The 19,529-nt window shown below is 59.6% G+C and carries 15 protein-coding genes and 1 tRNA gene; 7 read left to right on the top strand and 9 right to left on the bottom strand.

Going from position 1 to position 19,529, the window contains the following annotated elements; all coding sequences use genetic code 11:
- Positions 1-352: 352 nt before the first annotated feature.
- The 6 genes from ftsY to BW14_RS04485 form a co-directional block, all read right to left on the bottom strand.
- The gene (ftsY, locus tag BW14_RS04510) at positions 353-1,657 is read right to left on the bottom strand and encodes a signal recognition particle-docking protein FtsY (protein WP_181162287.1); all 1,305 of its coding nucleotides are present in this window, start codon (positions 1,655-1,657) and stop codon (positions 353-355) included.
- A gap of 119 nt (positions 1,658-1,776) precedes the next feature.
- A complete protein-coding gene (locus BW14_RS04505) occupies positions 1,777-2,487 on the bottom strand; it encodes a hypothetical protein (protein ID WP_044089415.1) in 711 nt (236 codons plus the stop codon).
- An 8-nt stretch (positions 2,488-2,495) separates the two neighbouring features.
- Positions 2,496-3,572: an SPFH domain-containing protein gene (locus BW14_RS04500; RefSeq protein WP_258184996.1), complete on the bottom strand. Its 1,077-nt coding sequence runs from the start codon at positions 3,570-3,572 to the stop codon at positions 2,496-2,498.
- 194 nt (positions 3,573-3,766) lie between these two features.
- Positions 3,767-4,138, bottom strand: coding sequence for a hypothetical protein (locus BW14_RS04495; protein WP_258186042.1), 372 nt, complete (start codon positions 4,136-4,138; stop codon positions 3,767-3,769).
- A gap of 84 nt (positions 4,139-4,222) precedes the next feature.
- Positions 4,223-4,684, bottom strand: a complete 462-nt coding sequence (locus BW14_RS04490; protein ID WP_258186041.1) for a tetratricopeptide repeat protein — start codon at positions 4,682-4,684, stop codon at positions 4,223-4,225.
- Positions 4,685-4,810: 126 nt separating this feature from the next.
- Positions 4,811-5,512, bottom strand: a complete 702-nt coding sequence (locus BW14_RS04485; RefSeq protein WP_044089327.1) for a DUF4064 domain-containing protein — start codon at positions 5,510-5,512, stop codon at positions 4,811-4,813.
- Positions 5,513-5,865: 353 nt separating this feature from the next.
- On the opposite strand from BW14_RS04485, the gene BW14_RS04480 reads away from it, so the two are divergent.
- On the top strand, positions 5,866-6,693 hold the full coding sequence (locus BW14_RS04480) for a TetR/AcrR family transcriptional regulator (protein WP_258186052.1): 828 nt from the start codon (positions 5,866-5,868) through the stop codon (positions 6,691-6,693).
- 429 nt (positions 6,694-7,122) lie between these two features.
- Positions 7,123-8,166, top strand: coding sequence for a glycosyltransferase family 2 protein (locus BW14_RS04475; RefSeq protein WP_140489308.1), 1,044 nt, complete (start codon positions 7,123-7,125; stop codon positions 8,164-8,166).
- Positions 8,167-8,573: 407 nt separating this feature from the next.
- On the opposite strand, the gene BW14_RS04470 is transcribed toward BW14_RS04475, so the two are convergent.
- A complete protein-coding gene (locus BW14_RS04470; protein ID WP_140489307.1) occupies positions 8,574-10,175 on the bottom strand; it encodes a C69 family dipeptidase in 1,602 nt (533 codons plus the stop codon).
- Positions 10,176-10,378: 203 nt separating this feature from the next.
- On the opposite strand from BW14_RS04470, the gene BW14_RS04465 reads away from it, so the two are divergent.
- The 4 genes from BW14_RS04465 (at position 10,379) to BW14_RS04450 (ending at position 14,885) form a co-directional block, all read left to right on the top strand.
- Positions 10,379-10,454, top strand: a tRNA-Lys gene (locus tag BW14_RS04465).
- A gap of 951 nt (positions 10,455-11,405) precedes the next feature.
- On the top strand, positions 11,406-12,944 hold the full coding sequence (gene zwf, locus BW14_RS04460; RefSeq protein WP_044089320.1) for a glucose-6-phosphate dehydrogenase: 1,539 nt from the start codon (positions 11,406-11,408) through the stop codon (positions 12,942-12,944).
- Positions 12,941-13,993 carry a glucose-6-phosphate dehydrogenase assembly protein OpcA gene (locus BW14_RS04455; RefSeq protein WP_140489306.1) on the top strand — a complete coding sequence of 351 codons (1,053 nt, stop codon included), beginning with the start codon at positions 12,941-12,943 and terminating at the stop codon, positions 13,991-13,993. The genes zwf and BW14_RS04455 overlap by 4 nt, the downstream gene beginning before the upstream one ends.
- A 19-nt stretch (positions 13,994-14,012) precedes the next feature.
- Positions 14,013-14,885 (top strand): 6-phosphogluconolactonase, encoded by an 873-nt coding sequence (locus tag BW14_RS04450; protein WP_140489305.1) that lies wholly within the window; start codon positions 14,013-14,015, stop codon positions 14,883-14,885.
- Between the two features lie 417 nt (positions 14,886-15,302).
- On the opposite strand, the gene BW14_RS04445 is transcribed toward BW14_RS04450, so the two are convergent.
- Positions 15,303-16,370 (bottom strand): alpha/beta hydrolase, encoded by a 1,068-nt coding sequence (locus BW14_RS04445; protein ID WP_181162286.1) that lies wholly within the window; start codon positions 16,368-16,370, stop codon positions 15,303-15,305.
- Between the two features lie 2 nt (positions 16,371-16,372).
- Complete coding sequence (locus tag BW14_RS04440; RefSeq protein WP_140489303.1) at positions 16,373-17,995, bottom strand: sugar porter family MFS transporter; 1,623 nt, start codon at positions 17,993-17,995, stop codon at positions 16,373-16,375.
- Positions 17,996-18,038: 43 nt separating this feature from the next.
- Here BW14_RS04440 and BW14_RS04435 point away from each other — a divergent pair, with 43 nt between their 5' ends.
- A complete protein-coding gene (locus BW14_RS04435; RefSeq protein WP_140463576.1) occupies positions 18,039-18,914 on the top strand; it encodes an AraC family transcriptional regulator in 876 nt (291 codons plus the stop codon).
- Positions 18,915-19,529: the final 615 nt, after the last annotated feature.

Below are 19,529 nucleotides of genomic sequence, written 5' to 3'. Positions count from 1 at the left end.
TGTTAAGCATGACTGGGGGTTTCCGCCATGCTCGGCGACTGGATTTCGGCGTTATTCCTAGGCGTATGAAAAGGCCCTGAACCATGTTACGAACATGATTCAGGGCTTGGTTTGTCATCGGATGCCGTTCCCGAGCGTTCACAACGTGGACGCAAGACCGTCAGTCACACTGGCAGCGACTCTCGTAATCGTTCAAATGGCATGCGCCGTGCTATCGCCCCCTCTGACGGAACGTTGCCTACAGACGAGCCAGCAAACCGCGCGCGCAGCGCGTCCGTACGGCTATGGCCCCCTCTGATGAGGGGGCTGTCAGCGTAGCTGACTGGGGGAGAGACCCGAAGAAGACGATCCACTAAGCGAGGATGCCGTCCACGAAGCCTTCCGGATCGAACGGGGCGAGATCGTCCGGGCCTTCGCCGAGGCCGACGAGCTTGACCGGCACGCCGAGCTCCTTCTGCACGGAGATCACGATGCCGCCCTTGGCCGAACCGTCCAGCTTGGAGAGCACCACGCCGGTGATGCCGACGGCCTCGGCGAACACCTTGGCCTGGGCCATGCCGTTCTGGCCGGTGGTGGCGTCGAGCACGAGCAGCACTTCGGCGACCGGCAGCTGCTTTTCGGTGACGCGCCGGATCTTGCCGAGCTCGTCCATGAGATTGGCCTTGTTCTGGAGACGCCCGGCGGTGTCGATGATGAGCACATCGGCATTTGATTCCTTGGCCTTGCCTGCGGCTTCGAACGCCACCGATGCAGGGTCGGCGCCGTCCTTGTCGGAGCGGACGACCGGTACGTTCACGCGGGCGCCCCACGTTTCGAGCTGGTCGGCGGCGGCGGCGCGGAAGGTGTCGGCCGCGCCGAGCACCACGTTCTTGCCTTCCGCCACGAACAGACGCGCCAGCTTGCCGGCGGTGGTGGTCTTGCCGGTGCCGTTCACGCCGACCATGATGATGACGGACGGCTTGTCCGCGCCCGGCTTTTCGGCGTTCAGGCGACGATCGGTGTCGCGGCCGACCAGGTCGAGCAGCTTCTCCTTGAGGGTGGCACGCACCTCTTCCGGGTCGGATCGGCCGTTGACACGGGCGTCGGTGCGCAGATCGTCGACCAGCTGGGCGGAGGTGTCCGCGCCAACGTCGGCCAGCAGCAGCGTGTCTTCGACGTCCTCCCAATCGGATTCGGACAGATTGTCCTTGGTCAGGATATTGAACAGCGCCTTGCCGAACGGATTGTCGGACTTGGCGAGCTTGGCCTTGAGGCGGGTCAGTCGCGAGCCGATGGATTCCGGGGATTCGGTTTTGGGGGCGACTGGAGCGGAAGCGTGCGCTGCGGGCTCAGGTTGCGTCGCAGTCGCGGATGCCGAGGTAACCCCTGAGGCAGCCGTTCCGGCAGACGCAGCGGATTCTTCATCCGCACCGGAGGCGCGAGATGCCGGTTCCCGGCCGGACTGCGCGGATGCCGCGGCCTCGGCCTCCGCTTCAGCAGCCAAACGAGCGTCCGCCGCGGCTTTGGCGTCACGGGTCCGCTTGTCATCCGGCGCTTGCTGACCCATTGCGCGATCGAGGTCGCGTTTGCGGGACTTGGACAGCCAGATGCTCAAGGCGATCAGCACGACCGCCACCACAATCACGCCAACAATGGCGAGCACAGTATTCGTATCCATACCTGCCAAGTCTACGCACGCCTTGGTATTGCTTTCCGCACACATCATGCGCACACATCAAAGAAGGCCGCGGCGTTCTTATCAGCGCCACGGCCTGAAGTAACGAAATGCGGATAGGCTCAGCGCACCATGGCGACGGCGCGCTTGATGTTCTCCAGCGTCTCCAGCGTCACCTCTCCCGGTGTCTGGTTCGCGGCGATGATCAGCTGAATCGCCTGCTGGTATAACGGCAGCGCCGACGCGGAGGGATTCAATGGGAGCGCGGAGACTTTCTGCTCGATGAAACGCATTGTCTCGGCCTTGCTCGAATCAGCTGAGCCGACACGCTGCTTGAGTAGCAGCACCTGCCCTTTGAGCTGCTCCTTGCTGGAAATCTTCGCTTCATGTTCGACGTGCTGCAGCGCGGTGTGATCGTTCGCCCGGACGTTGCCCAGCCAGAACACCACGACCACGGCGGTAATAACCAGTTCGACGATCAGAGGGAGGAACAAGCCCTTCGGCAAAACGAGCCGCAATCCGGTGGCCACCGGGTTAAGCACCGTGTTCCATGCGAGACCATACAACAGCGCGAACACGCACTGCACGAGGTATCCGACGATGGGGAACAGACCGTTCTCGGCTATGATGCGGTGGTACAGGTCGCGCCCCACCATTTGACGGCTCGCTTGCGCGTCGGCAACCCAGATGAGGACGGTGAACACCAGCATGAACGACAGCACGACGTACTGGGCAATGGGTGCGAACTCGAAAACAGCCAGCTGGAAGCCGAACGCCGCAATCGCCACCGCAAAGAATACCGTCGCGATGATCGAAGAAAGATAACGTGTCATGGTCGTGTTCACAGCTCCTTGAGGATTTCTGCCTTCTTGGACTCATATTCCTCGGTGCTGATGAGTCCGGCATCCGACATTTGCTTCAATTTCGACAGACGTTCCATGGGGTCGCCCTTGCTCGCGGACGGCTGAGCTGCGGTGCCGGACGCCCCCGGTGCCGCAGCCGCGGCCTGCAGGGTCTGTCCCATAAGCCCGGGAATCATCTGCCCCAATCCGGCGCCCATGGTCAGCCCCATGCCGGCGCCCATCAGCGCACCGCTCTCGCCACCCGGATTCGCTGCGGCCTGATTCATCGCCTCCAGCACCTGCGCCTGCTGGTAATTGGTGCCCAGCGTCTGATACGCCTGCTGCTGGCCGACCGCCGCCGCAGCGGCACCTGCGCCCGCAGCCATCTGCCCGAAGTACTGTTCGCGGTTCTTCGTCGCCAGAGCCTGAGCCTGCCGCCTCTCCTCATTGTCGAAGATCTTCATTCCGGAGATGTTGAAGTTCAGCATCTCCAGACCATACTCGCCCGCAACCGGCTCGAGTTCCTTCTGAATCGACTGGGAGTACGCGATCACGTTGGCCGGAGCGCTGATCAGCGGCTGGTTCCAATTGGTCAGTTCACGAGTCAGGAATGCCAGAATATGGCTCAGGAACTGGTTCCTGAAGAAATCACGGAGACTCTCCTGATCGGTCAGGTCATAGTTGCCGCCAATGAGAGTGGTCAGGAACAGTCCCGCATCTGAAACCTTGACCCTGTACGAACCCCGAGCCCCGACCTCGGTTTCCACGCCGACGCCAGTGAACTGATCGCCATACGCCTTGTCCATGACTTTGATCGGCGTATCGGTGCCCCACATGATTTCACGGCTCGTAGCGATGCGGACGAAATACACCACGCAGTTGAATGTGGAGATTCCCCCGGAAAGCGCGTTACGCAACCGTGAAATGAAGGGGTAATTGGAGGTGGTCAACGTATACGTGCCCTGATCGAACACCTGCTCGATATTGCCCTCATTGACGAATATCGCCTGTTCGCCGGGTTGCACCACCAGAGTGGAGCCATGATTGAAATCCTCTTCGGGATTGCGGAAGATCAATGTGTCATTTGCCGACCTGTTTTTTATGACATCGGCAAAGTGTTTTTCCCCACCTACGTAATTGATTTCATTAGAATTTTTACCGAATAGTGCCATCGCCATGTTCCTTTTCAGCGCCGAATTACTCTTGTAGTCATGGTCTGGACGGTCGTATCCGCCCAGACCATGTATGGGAGGCCTGGTTCACGGCCTTGTCAGTCGTCGTATTCGTCCCAAAGGCTGACGAGGCCATGCGCCGAGAACGCGAAGGCATCCTTGCCTTCCAGGCAGTTCGAGTTCAGCTCGAGCTTCTTTCCCGTGTTCAATGTGATGACGCAGCCGTAATCATCCACTCGAATGTCATTGATGTTCTTGAAACGGTAGACATCGAAGAACGCCCTTCCGTATCCGCTCTCCGAATCGGGCCAGTTGCCGGGAAGTATCTCCATCATCGCCGAGTAGATCTTCTTATTGCCGAACATCCAGACGGTGACGAAGAAATGGTCACCGGATTTTTCGGCGTATGAAATCGGGTCGATGCGCCCGACTTCCTCTTCATCGAAGATGCCGCAGGCTTTCATCGCCATTTCCTTGCGGCATCGTAGCATTTCTTGAAAGCTATAAACTGCCATAATCCATTTCTCTCCATGCCTATGCGGCAACTCGTCGTCTCATCCGTTGAGCAATGATTCCAAATCCGCCCGGTCGCTGGCCGACAAACCGGACGAGTTCGCTTGATCCAACACATCGGATGAACGTTCCCTATACCGGACAAAACGCCGTTCAAATAACTGTTTGATCAGCTCCGCCTTAACGAACAGATATTCAGGATGAGGCTCCATGGCGATCGCCGAATCGATGCAGGCAATGATCTTCTCCGCCTCACGCAACGTGATTTGGAATGGTCTTTTCGTCTTGTATCTGGCGAGCGCCGCACGGAACAGCACGTCCGGATTGTCCGCTCCGTTGGCCGCAGCCTTATCGAGCGTGTCGGCAGCCTCCGCATACTGTCCTCGATCCAGAAGCACATAACCCAACGAAGCCAGCACTTCGGGATTGTCGGGGGAATTCTTCAACGCGCCCTTATATGCGTCCAGGAATTTCGCCGACTCCTTGTACGTGGCTTTTCTCACTTCCTTGAAATTCAAGGAGGTGAACGTGAGCTTTCTCCCGCAGAAGGCGCACACTTCATCCTGTAAAGCGACGGAAGCCCCGCAACCGGGGCATTCCATCTGATCATTCACCGATACCATATTTGATTAGCCGCGCAGCATCGCGTTCGTGTTGCGCTGCTCGTCAATCATGCTCTGCATCTGCTTCATCTGGGCAGCCTGCATGGCCATGGCCTGCTCATGCTGCTCGTTCTGCGCCTCCATCTGCTTCTGCAGCTGGCGGTTCTGCATCTCGAAGCCGCGCTGCTGCGGATCCAGGCTGCGCAGGTACAGGTCGTCGATGTCCTTGTACAGTCCGCTGGCGGACTGGTGCAGAGTCTCCTTGTGGCCGAACGTCGCCTGATACGCGCCGAACAGCGAGCGCCATTCCTGAGCCAGCGCGGCGGCGGCCTTCTTGTCCATGGAGGAGAAGATGAAGTGGCAGATGATTCCGGCGATCAGCATCAACCAGCCGAACATGCCCGCGCTGTCGCCGCCAGCCTTGAAAGCAATGATAAGACCCAGTACGATCAGCGCGAGCTGCACCAGCAGGAAAATCAGATGACGCTTCTTCAGCGCCTCTTTCTTCGGAGTGATTTCGGCGCTCTTCTGCTGCTTGGCCTGCGCGAACTGAGTGAACGTCGAATCCAGCTTATTGCCCAGATCCTGCGGAAGTGCACGGTCAGTGCCTTCAAGGTTGGCGGTATTCACCTGCGCAAGCTGCTGCTTCGCGGCATCATATGCCTTCTGGACACCGACCGAGTAGTCCTTATCGAGAGACGCGATATCGTCTTTGTATGTATTCGCCATGGGATTTACCTTCTTCGGACTCTCAGAAGGCTGACGAACACCACTAGCTCAGGAGAGACCCCCCCCACGCATAGTTGACATCACCGAGCGGGTATATGCAACGGTCATATCAGCCTCCTTCCTGAGAAACAGGCACTATGCCTGCTGATGATGATTTTGCCACGCTTATATGACAGAAGACACACATCGTCCATCTTTTTCCGTATGGGCAGCTGAGTATAAGCCACTTCGTATGGGCAGCTGCGTATAAGCCGAGGTAAGTCACCCGCAACCAATTTCACTCCCACCGGCACCGCCGATTCCAACCGGCCCGCCCACCGGCTAAGCTGAACGCTATGGCACATTCCTCACGTATGACGTCGCTGCAGCGACGCGAACAGCTCATCGCAGTAGGCCGTTCCCTGTTCGCCGCCAAAGGGTTCGAGGCGGTGAGCGTCGAGGAGATCGCCGCGCACGCCAAGGTTTCCAAGCCTATTGTCTACGAGCATTTCGGCGGCAAGGAGGGTCTTTACGCGGTAATCGTGGACCGCGAGATGCGCGCGCTGACCACCACGCTCACCGAGGCGCTGGATAATCCGGACATCCACCCGCGCCGCATCGTGGAGCGGACCGCGCTGGCGCTGCTCACCTACATCGAGGAGAACGCGGAGGGCTTCCAGGTGCTGGTGCGCGACTCCCCCAGCACCGACCCGTCCGGATCGTTCAACTCGTTGCTGGGCGATATCTCACTGAGGGTCGAGGACATCCTCTCCGACACCTTCAAGCGACAGAAGCTGTCCGTCAAGGGCGTGCCGTACTACGCGCAGATGCTGGTGGGCATGACCGTATTCACCGGCCAGTACTGGGCAGACCGGCCGAAGGTAAGCAAGGAGCAGCTCGCTGCGTACATCGTGGATCTGGCGTGGCACGGTCTGAGCCGCCTGAATTCCAAGCCGCAGCTGCTGTTCGAGGGCGCGCGGGCACAGCGCGAGGCACAACGCGAGGCACAGCGCGAGGCACAGCGCGAGGCACAACGGAGGCAACGCGGCGGCCAGCACGAGCTGCCGGCGATATCGTGTGACGGCGGCGCCGGTGTCATTGACACCGTCAGCAGCACGGGCACCGACGTTGACGACGCCAGCGCGAGCAACGAGACCGATGCCATGAATGGCAATCCGGCCAGCGAGAACATCACCGAGTAGGGCACCGGGCACACCAGTATCTCGCGTCAGAAGTTCGTTGATTATATTGGCCCCTCTGACGGGACAGCTACCCCACAGCCATTGGGAGGACTGCAACCGTTGACAGTCCGTCCTGCGATCAGGGACGCGCTCCGCGCGGCATACTAGCCGCACATCGCACTGCGCGAGAAGCCACTGTAGCGTCGACCATCGCCGAGCCCTGTCAAGCTTTGTCCCTCAAGCCCTGTCTTAGTACGACAGTGCAATACTGCTGGCGTGCAGAATATGCAACGGGCGCGGCATCTTGCGTAACGCGCCTATCATTCACCGTGGCAAAGTGCTACGGTTTGAACAGCAAACGAACGAAATCAGTGTTGCGTTTCGCGCGGCCCGCAACCTGCGGCCCGCGATGCGCAACCTTCGATGGAACCATGTGAGGATGTAACTGGTATGGCCAACGCGGCAACGACGGCAAAGACGCTCACCTTCGTAATCCCCGCATACAATATGGAGTCCTATCTTGACCGCTGTGTCAACTCGATTCTCTCCGCCTCGGACACTCAGGACATCGAAGTGCTGATTGTGGACGATGGCTCCAAGGACGGCACGCTGGCATACGCGCAGAAGCTCGAACGCAACAATCCTGGAATCGTACGGGCCATCCATCAGGAGAACAAGGGACATGGCGGCGCGGTGAACACAGGGCTGGCGGCGGCGCGCGGCATGTACGTCAAAGTGGTGGATGCGGACGATTGGGTCGACCCGCAGGCCATCAATACCGTGATGGCCACGCTGCGGGCACAGCGTGAGGCCGCCAAACCCATCGACATGCTCGTCACCAACTACGTCTACGACAAGGTGGCCAAGCGCTACAAGCATACGGTGAACTTCCGCCGCGTCATCCCGGCGGGCCGCGTTCTCGGCTGGGATGATCTGGGGCATTTCGGGCTGGCGCAGTACATCATCATGCATGCGCTCACTTTCCGCACTCAGGTGGTGCGCGATTCGGGGCTCAAGCTGCCGGAGCACACGTTTTACGTGGACTTCTACTATTCGTACCAGCCGTTCCCGTGGGTCAGTCGCATCCAATATTTGGACGTACCGTTCTACCACTATTTCATCGGGCGCGAGGGCCAGAGCGTGCAGACGGATGTCATGATTCGCCGCGTGGACCAGCTGCGGCTCGTCAACCGGCTGATGACCGAGGCCACGCCGGAGCGCGGCACGGTGCCGGACGGCCTGTATCGGTACATGATCCACTTCCTGGCTATCGAATCATGCGTGACCTCGGTGTTCCTGATTCTTTCGCGGGACAAGGCGAACTATGCCAAGAAGCGCGAACTCTGGGCGGCGCTTGACGACTACTCGCCGACCATCGGGCATGACGTGCGCGCCAAGCTCATGTCCCGAGCGATCAACCTCCCCGGCAAGAGCGGCCGTTGGCTGGTGCGCAACGGCTACACCATCGCCGAAAAGGTCGTCGGCTTCAACTGATTCGGCACTGTCGTCAATCCGTCGTCGTCACTGCGCATATTCGTCCGGCGGCCAGGCATCCGTCGCGGCCTACGTCGCCAATCCGGCGTCATCACTGCGCGTATTCGTCTCCATCGGGGCAAAGCATCGGTTCAATCGGGATTTTGACGCGCCTGTATACCCTTAAACGGGGCAACACCTATGACCGACCGAGGATTCGCCCCGCTAGCAACACTCAGCGGTGCATAACATCGCATACCCCGTTGTTTTGCCTCACTGAGAGGCTCTTAGTGAGGCAAATCCCATAGCCAACCGAGGGTTTGCCCCATTGAGGGACGCCAGCGGGGCAAATCATCCATCTCACCGAGGATTCGCTCCGCTTACACACCACTCAGCGGGGCAAATCTCATACTCAGCCGAGGATATAACTAGTCCGTCCAACGATCGGACATGGCGAAGCCGTTGCGCATGAGGTTGCTGGCGATGTATGTCACCTTGTCAAGCAACCCGAGCGTGTGCTTGCGCAGATAGTCGGCCATGCGCTCGTTGGCGACCTCCAGCACCGCCGGCACGGCGCGCACGTCCTCGTCTCCATAACCGCCCTCGGCCACCTGCGCATCGGTCTGTTCAACCAGACGATGACCGAACGCGCGCACGCCTTCCGCATACCCCTCGATGGCATTGCGGGTCTCGAACCAGTGCGCGTCGGCAATCACCGCGATCAGACGGTTCGTCCAGTACAGATTGTCGGTGTACACAGTGGGCGTGGTATCGCGCAGGTAGGCGGGCGTATCGTCAACGTTCGCATAGAACGGGGCGATGGTGGTGAATGGGCCGGAACCGAAGGAGACCCACATCACCGCACGGCTGCACGTCGGGACGTACGGGCGCAGCTGAATCGCCACCATATGCCCGGTGCGGTTCACACCGATCGGACGATAGCGGTGGCGCGATTCGGCGGTGCCCTTGGTCCCGTACGGGTCGTACGGCGTGCCCTCGAAATGGCTCGAGAGCAGAAAATCGACGTCCTCGAGGGTCACTTTGTCTTCCGGCACGCGGCACCATGGGATGTCGCCGGATTCCGGCGTATACCGGGCGGTCGGCGAATCCCAGTCCTCGCTGGGATTGAGATAGCGCTGCATATACCAGGCGCGCGGGGTGTTGTAGATGTGGTCCTTGGCGGTATTCGTGCCGAACACCTTGCGCGGATTGAACCGGTCGGGCAGCGCGGCGGCACCCGCACCCGCAACGGCACCGAACCCGGCGCTGTGGGAGTGACGGCCGCCGAACACAGCGGGCGCTCCCATCGTGCGGTCGAGATGATGCCCGGCGATGAACTCACGCAAATCGGCGCTGCACATGTATTCGCGTTGCTTGCCGAACGCATCGGTCAGGTCGAAGTCGTCGATGCCGAGCTGGTTGGGGATGGTGGCGTAGCAGTCGTCCGGCACACGGCGTGCGATCCAGTGGTGGCCGCCGATCGTCTCGACGTACCAGATCTCGTCCACATCGGAGATGATCACACCGTTCGATTCATAGGTGCCGTAGGTCTCCAGCAGTTCGCCGAGCCGGGCGACGCCCTCGCGCGCGGTGGTGACGTACGGCAGGACGAGGGTGATGATGTCCTCCTCGCCGATGCCGCCGGGCTGTTCGGCCTGGTAGTAGGGAGCGCCCGGCTCACCTTGGGCGGGCTTGAATTCGACCAGCGGGTCTACGGCGAGCACCCGCTCATTGACCGCGATGGTTTCGGTGGCGCTCATCGCCACGTTATGTTCGTTGGCGCCGGCCTCGGCCAGTACGCCACGGTTGTGCAGCACGTTCGGCGCGATGGTGTACCGGCAAGGATCGTCGGGCAGGTCGACTTCCACATGGCTCAGCACGCTGCGGTAATGACGTGGCTGGTCTTCGGGCGCAACGGCGACGAGGTGTTTGGGATCGTACCGGCCGGAACCGGAATCGTCGTCGCGGGCGATGATGGTCGAACCGTCGTAACTGGCGTTCTTGCCGATGAGAATAGTGGTGCATGACATGCCGACCACTGTAGAACCAGTGGGGGATGCGCGCCGGTCTCGCGTTGGCTGGCTAGTGCGCGGTTGGCAGCTTGCCGCGCACGGTCATTGCAGCGTGCGATACGTTGGTAATGTGTCTGCGCCACATATGATCGACCTCTGGATCACACAACGCGCAACGCCGATTTGGCATGTCTAGCGCAGATGTGTATCTTAGAAATGTTGCCCCTCTAGCTCAACGGTTAGAGCAGCGTCCTTTTAAGTCGTGGGTTGTGGGTTCGAATCCCACGGGGGGCACCACGAAACCCTTGGAATCATTACGATTCCAAGGGTTTTAACGTATCCGCCAACACTGTCTTACCAACACAATCCTATCCTCGACGGCAGCACCGCTCAAAGCGCATAACGGACAATAACGGCTGTTGTCCCGCTGCTCGGATGGTGATTCCACACGAATCGCCTCATGTCCTGATAACGGCGACGACAAAAGACAACAAAAAGGCCCGGCGGTTGGGACCGGGCCTTCCAAGGAAGAGAAGAGAGAAGAAGAAAGGGATTCAGTTATTGCTGCCTTGCGGCTGATTACAGTAAACAACCCTCTTCTGCGCGTACCATAAGCGTTACCTGAGAATTTCATGAAAGTGGCACTGCGGCAAGTCTCCACGCCTCCCATTGTCACCACCGTCGCCATCGCCAAACCGCCAAACCGCCAATGCCCACTAGTGGTCCATCTCGTAATTGGTTGAGCGGTGCTGGCCCCCTCTGATGAGGGGGCTGTCAGCGAAGCTGACTGGGGGAGAGAAAAAGCTGAATCCCTCAATTATTTACGAGACAGACCACTAGCATCACACCCACCACATCCATTTCAGAGCTTTCGCTCTCTCAAACGGGGCGAAACATAAGTTTCTCACGCCATCGGTTTATGTTTCGTCCCACTTTGGCCATACAAAACGGGACGAAACATAAGTTGATAACGTCGAAACCTTATGTTTTGTCCCAAATCCGGCCTCCAGCTGAAGCTCCAGCTGACGCTACGCGGAAGATTGACCGGCATAGCCAGCCACAACCGGCGCACGCACCGCCGAGCGCACCGCCAAACATATCAGTGCTCGGCTTTGTACTCGGCTTTATGCTCGACGCCGCACCAATCCGCAGTCCGCCGTCACGCCGCAAGCGAAATATGCGGCATCTCACAACCATTGTTCAATTACTTTATCGATAAATCCGCAGCTCGGGGCTATCCTTGGAACCATGAGTGAACTATCCAACTGGAGCAACCCGTTGCGCGACTCGCGCGACCTGCGCCTGCCCCGCATCGCCGGCCCCTGCAGCCTGGTGATCTTCGGCGTCACCGGCGACCTCGCCCAGAAGAAACTGCTGCCGGCAGTATACGACCTCGCCAACCGTGGACTGCTGCCGCCCAGCTTCGGCCTGACCGGTTTCGCCCGCCGCGACTGGACACAGGAGCATTTCATCGAATTCGTCAAGACCGCCGTGCAGGCGCATTGCCGCACGCCGTTCAAGGAATCAACCTGGAAGAACCTGGCCGCCGGAATCCGCTTCGTGCGCGGCACCTTCGACGACCCCGCTGCCTTCGAGCGCCTGAGCGACACCGTACAGGAGCTCGACCGCGACCGCGGCACGCGCGGCAACCACGCCTTCTACATGTCCGTGCCGCCGCGCGCCTTCCCGATTGTGGCCAAGCAGCTGGCCGCCTCCGGCCTGTCGCGTTCCTCCGAGGGCGCATGGCGCCGCGTAATCATCGAGAAGCCGTTCGGCCATGACCTGGCCAGCGCCAAGGAGCTCGACCACGTGGTCTCCGAGGTGTTCGACCCGAGCTCGGTGTTCCGCATCGACCATTACCTCGGCAAGGAGACCGTGCAGAACCTGCTGGCCCTGCGCTTCGCTAACGCGATGTATGAGCCGATCTGGAATGCGAACTACGTTGATCATGTCCAGATCACGATGGCCGAGGACATCGGCATCGGCGGCCGCGCCGGCTACTATGACGGCATCGGCGCCGCACGCGACGTGATTCAGAACCACCTGCTGCAGCTCATGGCCTTGACTGCCATGGAGGAGCCGGTGAGCTTCACCGCCAAGGATCTGACCGCCGAAAAGACCAAGGTGCTGTCCGCGGTCCGCCTGCCCAAGGACCTCTCGCTGCACACCGCGCGCGGCCAGTACGCCAAGGGCTGGCAAGGCTCGCACGAGGTCGTCGGATACCTCGAGGAAAAGGGCATCGACCCCAAGAGCACCACGGAAACGTACGCCGCCATCGAACTTGATATCGACACCCGCCGTTGGGCCGGCGTACCGTTCTACCTGCGCACCGGCAAGCGACTGGGCAAGCGCGTGACCGAGATCGCCGTGGTGTTCAAGCGCGCGCCGCATCTGCCGTTCGAGCAGACTGCCGTGCGCGAACTCGGCAAGAACGCCATCGTGATACGCGTGCAGCCGGACGAGGGCGTGACCATGCGCTTCGGAGCCAAGGTGCCGGGCGGCACCACGATGGAAGTCCGTGACGTGAACATGGACTTCAGCTACGGCCGCTCCTTCACAGAGAACTCGCCGGAAGCCTATGAGCGACTGATCCTGGACGTGCTGCTCGGCGATCCGCCGCTGTTCCCGACCACCGAAGAGGTGAACCTGAGCTGGGAGATCCTCGATCCGATTGAAGAATTCTGGTCCACGCTCGGCCAGCCGCAGCCCTATCGTTCGGGCACTTGGGGCCCGGCCGAAGCCGATGAGATGCTGGCGCGCGAAGGCCGTCACTGGAGGATGCCATGATCATCGATCTGCCCAATACCCGTACGCGCGAAATCGCGCATAAGATCGAGCAACTGCACGAGGAGCGCGGCGAATCCGCGACTGGCCGCGTGCTGACGCTGCTGATCGCCACGGATGACAGCGAACTCGAGCATGCGTTGGAAGTCGCCAATGCCGCCAGCCGCGAGCACCCCTGCCGCGTGATTGCGATCGTACCGGACACCGAACATAGCGACAACGCCGAAGCCGGAGCCAACACCGCAGACGGCGCTACGGACGGCGCTACGGACGGCGCATCCGCCGATACCGGTGCCAAGCCGATGGAGAAGACCGACAATCCGGCCGTTGACCTGACCGACGGGCCGGCCGGCTCGAATCTGAACGCTCAGGTGCGCTTCGGCGCTGACGCGGGCGCAGGCGAAATCATCATCCTCCGCCCGCGCAACGGTTTGATCAACCATCCGGACACCATGGTCATCCCGCTGCTCGTGCCGGATGTGCCGGTGGTGGCGTGGTGGCCGACGAACCCGCCGTCCAATCCGTCCAAGGACCTGATGGGTGCGATGGCCCGCAGCCGTCTGACCGATGCGATGCGCTCCAATAACCCCGAGGCCACTATCGAGCGTCTGCGCCGCAACTGGACTCCGGAGGACGTCGACCTGTCGTGGACGCGTCTGACCGTATGGCGCGGGCTGCTGGCTTCGATGCTCGACCAGCCGCCGCACCTGCCGATCACCGCCGTGAAGGTGAGCGGCCCCAAGGAGTTCCTGCCGATGGATCTGTTGTGCGCATGGCTGCGATTGAAGCTGGGCGTGAACGTGGACGTCGAATACGTGGATGGCGCCGAAGCCGTGACCGGCGTGTATCTGACGCGCGCGGATGGCGTGGTGTCGTTGGAGCGTCCGCATGAGGACCAGGCATTGATTTCGATGCCCGGCCAGGCTCCGCAGGCGATTTCCGTGCCGGTGCGCACCATCGAGGACTGCCTGACCGAGGAATTGCGCCGCATCGACCCCGATGAGGTGTATGCCGAGGTCATCAATGAAGGCTGGGATCTGATTCGGCACTGATTTCGCTAAGGAGCATCACATGGCAAACCGCAGACTCATCGTCTATCCGAATAGCGATCTGATGATTCAGGCAGGCGCGCAGCGCTTGGTACTGACGCTGCTCGACCTGCTCGCCGAGCGTCTGCCCGGCGGCGGGCAGCGAGCGCGCGTAGACGTGGCGTTGTCCGGCGGCTCGGCCGCGAAACCGCTGGGATTGGTGCTTGACGACCCGCTGGCGGCTTCAATCGACTGGTCGCGCGTGCATTTCTGGTTCAGCGATGAGCGCTTCGTGCCGGCCGACAGCGCGGATCGCAACGCTGTGGCCGCTCGGCAGCTGCTGCTGGATCAGCTGGTAGCTGAGGGCAAACTGCCGGAATCCAATATCCATGAGATGCCAGCCGATGTGCGTTCCGCCGAGGAAATCGCTGCGGCTACTGCTGCCGCAGCCGGCGACGACGAGACCGCGCGCAAGGCCGCAGATACCGCGAACGCCGCGTTGCTGGACGCCGCCGCCCGCTCCTATGAGTCCGAGCTGATTGCTGAACTCAGCCCCGAGCCGGTCATCGACCTGATGATTCTGGGCATGGGACCGGACGGTCATTACGCGTCGCTGTTCCCGGCATCCTCTGGGCACCATGAGGTGCTGGTGCGTGACCGTCTGACGGTCGGAGTCAGCCACTCCCCCAAGATGCCACCGCTGCGCGTATCGCTCACCGCGCCGCTGATCGCCCGCTCCCGTCACACCTGGTTCTTCTCGGCCGGTGCGGGGAAGGCCGATTCCCTGGCGCACGTGTTCGCAGCGGCTACTGACGGCGACGGCCTCACCGGCGACCCGGAGTACCCGTCCTCCTTCGCCGGCGGCGTGGACGAATTCGTCTGGTTCTCCACCGACGAGACCGTGACGAAGCTGTAGTCGGTCGGCAGTGGTCTGTCTCACTCATAATTGAGCACTACATCTCCTGTCTCTCCCCGTAAGCTTCGCTGGACTGAGGGGGTAGTAAATTCGTCAACGAATTAATGACGCAGATCACTAGTTTCCGGGGCACATTGTCTGTCACGGAAAGGCAATCAATCGATTGATATCGACTACCGGGACAGGCTTTCGTGTCCCGGTAGCAGGATTCGGGCCATTCCACGATTCCGGGACAACGTAACGGGTCGAAACATAAGTTTTCCACGCCAGCACATTATGTTTCGACCCGAATCAGATACGCAAAACGGGTCGAAACATAAACCCCAATCAACAAAAACTTATGTTTCGACCCGTCTGCGACGAGACCCGGCATCGGCTCAATGCGGTACCGCACTAGCTCAGCCAAACCTTAGCGAATCAGGTCGTGGTATGGAAATGAGGAGGAACCAATCCGTATGCGAACCGCTTGATTTCCTGCAATACGGACAGGCTCTCCGGCAACCAGGTTTGGCCTACGGGGAAGATGTGACCAAGGGTCAGGCCTTTCTCCGGCACAAAATCATAGATTTCGCACACCACACCGTTGCGGCGCAGATGTCCGGCGAAGAACAGGCTCTCATGCTCCAGGAAATCATCAGAGCTGGTCGTCAGCAATGCCGGCGGCATCAATCCTGAAGCTGCCAGCCCGCGCGCGGTAAGCATATCGGCAGGCACTCGTTCCACGGTACTGTCGAAGAACGTGCCACCCATGGCATCAAGGTACGGCAGAATCGACGTGTCGCCCTCGTAATGCACCAGACCATCCACATCGAACAGACCGGAGAAGAACACCGCGCCCTTCGGATCGATATCAGGAACCGGCACATCCGTACCACCCCCGAATCCGAAGGCGTTGGCCATCTCACTGCTCTTCAAGACAGCGATCGCGTATTCGGCCAAAGTCGCGCCAGCGGAATCACCAGCGATGAAGATGGCATCCGGATCGGCAGGATAGTCGGCCAGATGATTCTTCACCCAGTTCAGCCCCTGCAGTACGTCCGCAAGCTGTCCGACGAAATCGACAGTAGGTGCCAGACGGTATCCCAAAGAGAATACGACAAATCCCTGAGCTGCGAGATTCGTGCCAAAATTCCGGTTCAGATCCTTGTACCCGTACACGAATCCACCGCCGTGGATATCCACAATCACCGGCAGCGAACAACCGCCACGAAGCCGCGCGTCATGTGGCAGATACACATCCAGACAATGTGCCTTGCTCTGAGCGGTAGAACCATTGCCGTCCGGCAGATACGGCACATCGGCGTACACATCCACGCCTTCCGGGTCAGACCATACCTCGCAGCGCGTGTAATCAACCCCGAACCCGAAATTTTTACGGGTCTGCACGGCGACCTCACGCACGTTGGCGTCGATGCCGTCGAGGTCCTCATCCACTGGGGTCCATTGGCGTATGCGGTTTATGTCTTTGTCAATCATGCCACTCATAATCATTCCGCCTTCATATCCTCTAGCTTCACGCCAGCGGTCTCCGGCAGAGCCTTGACCACGAAAATCAGTCCGAGCAAGGCGAACACCGCGTAGATTGCATAGATATTGCCGATACCGACCATGCCCTTAAGAGACGGGAAGGTATTGGAGACCAGGAAGTTGCCGATCCAGTTGACGGCAGTGGCGACCGCCACACCAAGTGCACGGATGTCGTTCGGGAAGATCTCGCCGATGACCACCCACATGGCAGGGCCCCACGTCAGGCAGAACGTCAGGTAGAAGGCATAGACGGCGGCCAGCGTAATCGGACCCCAGGCCCCCGGCAGGGAGATGCCCGCATCGGTGACGGTGGCCTGATAGAAACCAAGACTGGCGACGGCCAGGAAGACGGTCATACCGATGGAGCCCCACTTGAGCAGGTTGCGGCGACCGATCTTATCGACGATGAACATGGAAATGACGGTGACCACCACGGCGGCGATGGTGCGGTACACGCTGATGTTCAATGCGGCCTGCTCACTGAAGCCGACAGACTTCCACAGGCTGGAATCGTAGTACAGGATGATGTTCACGCCGCACAACTGCTGTAGAATCGCGATGCCCATCGCAATCCAGACGACCTTTTTCAGACCGAAGGTACGGCCCTTGAGGTCGGAGAGGCGGGCGATGTGCTCGCTCTGCACCGTACGACGGATCTCGGCGACCTTGGCGCGCGGATCGGCTTCGCCAACGATATGTTCGAGGATTTCAGCGGCCTTGTCGTCCTTGCCTTTCATCACTAGGAATCGTGGCGATTCCGGCAACTTGAACGATACGATGAGCATGATGACAGCCGGCAGCAGCATGGACAACAACATCCACCGCCATGTGCTCATACCGAACCAGAACGTTTCGTCAGCGCCGCCGGATGCGCCGGCGAATACAGCGTTGACAATGACCGAGGCGAGGATGCCGAGTGCGATAGCCAACTGCTGGAAGCTGCCGAGGAAGCCGCGCATCTGCGAAGGCGCAATCTCCGCGATATAGGCCGGTCCGATTACAGATGCGAGACCGACGCCCAGACCGCCGATGAAACGGAAGATGATGAACACCCAGATGCCGGGGGCGATGGCCGAGAAGATCGAGCTGACAATGAACAGGATCGCGGCGATGAGAATCGTGGGCACACGGCCGAGACGATCGGCGATCTGACTGGTGAACCAAGCACCGATTACACATCCAAGCAGAGCGCACGAGACGGAAAAACCACTCATACCGCTGCTCAGACCGAAACCGGATGTGGTTCCGGCGATGGAATCGACCGCGCCGTTGATGACGGAGGTATCGTATCCGAACAGGAATCCTCCCACCGCAGCACATAGGCATACGATGATGATGCGCCGTTTGGCCGCTGGATCGAGCGTCTGCTCCGTTGCTTGCGCAGCGGATGGTGTTGCTTGCGACATTGCTTTTCCTTTCTCTTGGCTGACGTCGTCGTCGTTTTCCACGATAAATGGGCGGGATAGGCTGAGTATGCTGTTTTGTGACGTCGTCACCAGCGTTCTGTGATGAAGTTGGATAATCGCGGATCGGCCGGCTTGCTGAATGTGACACCATAGGAATCCGGAGACGAGACTCTGCATAGACCCTGCATAGACCCTGCATAGGCGCACGGAAGGAAGAACCATGGCCAACGAGTTCTACAATGTGTACGGCCCTACGCTGGATAAGGATTTCTGCGAGCAGGCCATGTACTCTTCCAAATACATCGCGCTGATTCTGGTGCATCATGAGCGTGAGATTGTTCCGGCTCATTGGCATTCCGGCTTGGAGATCAACTACGTCGTCGAGGGGTCCGGAACAGTGACCGTGGATGAACGTGTGGAGCCATTGTTTCCAGGCAAGTTGTGCATCAGCAGCCCCTATGCCGTGCATAGTTTTGTCACGGAAAACAGGAATGGCAAACCACCGCTGATTCTCTCCGTCAGCTACGATGGCGAGCGTGTGAAACAGGTCTACGAATTCGCCGAACGCTTTCTGCTAAGTCCTGATGCGCCAAGTGCGACCGATGAGGACCGAAAGCAGATGGCGGAATTGTGCGCAGAGATGCTGGATGCGACGAATCGGCTCGGACCGGAAACCCCGATGCATATCAATGCGCTGCTGTATGAGATGCTGTATATGACTTACCGGCGATTCGTGGTCGGACCACGAAAACAGCCGATCACCAGAAACGGACGGAATGTAATCCAACCAATAATCGGGTATCTGGAATCACACCACACCGAATACATCACCGCAGACGATCTGGCTCAGCATTTCGGGGACAGCCGAGAGCATTTCTGCCGTTTGTTCAAAGACGGCACCGGCATCAGCTTCAAGGAGTACCTGACCGGTTTGCGGCTTGAAGATGCATATCAGCAACTGATGTATCAGAACGTGCGCAGCCTGTCTTCCATCGCCCGGGACGCAGGGTTTCCCAGCGTACGCAGTTTCTCCCATGCGTTCCAACGCAGATACGGGGATTCGCCATTGCATTACCGCAGCAGTCATTTGGAGTGATTGTGGGAGACTGGCACGCTTGGCGTGCGTTGTGCGCAGTATCGGCCGGCTCCTATCCGGAACAGTTCTTCGTGTCCCGGTAGCTCATTTCGGCCAGTTTTGCGATTCCGGGACAGGATTGTTGTCCCGGAACACCCGTCGGACGATCAACACCGCTACCGAGACAAGTTTTTCTGTCCCGGTAGCGCGATTCAGACGGTTTCTTGGTTTCAGAGACAGGTTTTCGTGTCCCTGTAGCGGGATTCGGCCAGTTTTGCGATTCCGGGACAGGACTGTTGTCCCGGAACACCCGTCAAACGATCGAAACCGCTACCGAGACAAGTTTTTCTGTCCCGGTAGCGCGATTCAGATGATTTCTTGGTTTCAGAGACAAGTTTTCGTGTCCCTGTAGCGCGATTCGGCCAGTTCCGCGATTCCGGGACAGGACTGTTGTCCCGGAACACCCGTCAAACGATCGACACCACTACCGGGACAAATCCAAGATTGCACAAAACCGCGAAATTCCGCCATTTTTCGCAACCAGCCCACGCACAGCACCAAATCCCCTATACGGAGCTTGTCCCTGTAAGCGAAAAACAGCGCATTACGGATTCAGGGACAGATTTTCACGTCCCT

It is taken from the genome of Bifidobacterium sp. UTBIF-68 (assembly GCF_006408855.1).
GTDB lineage: Bacteria > Actinomycetota > Actinomycetes > Actinomycetales > Bifidobacteriaceae > Bifidobacterium > Bifidobacterium reuteri.
Note: the sequence above shows the minus strand (reverse complement) of the source record. Positions and strands in the feature narration are given on the sequence as shown.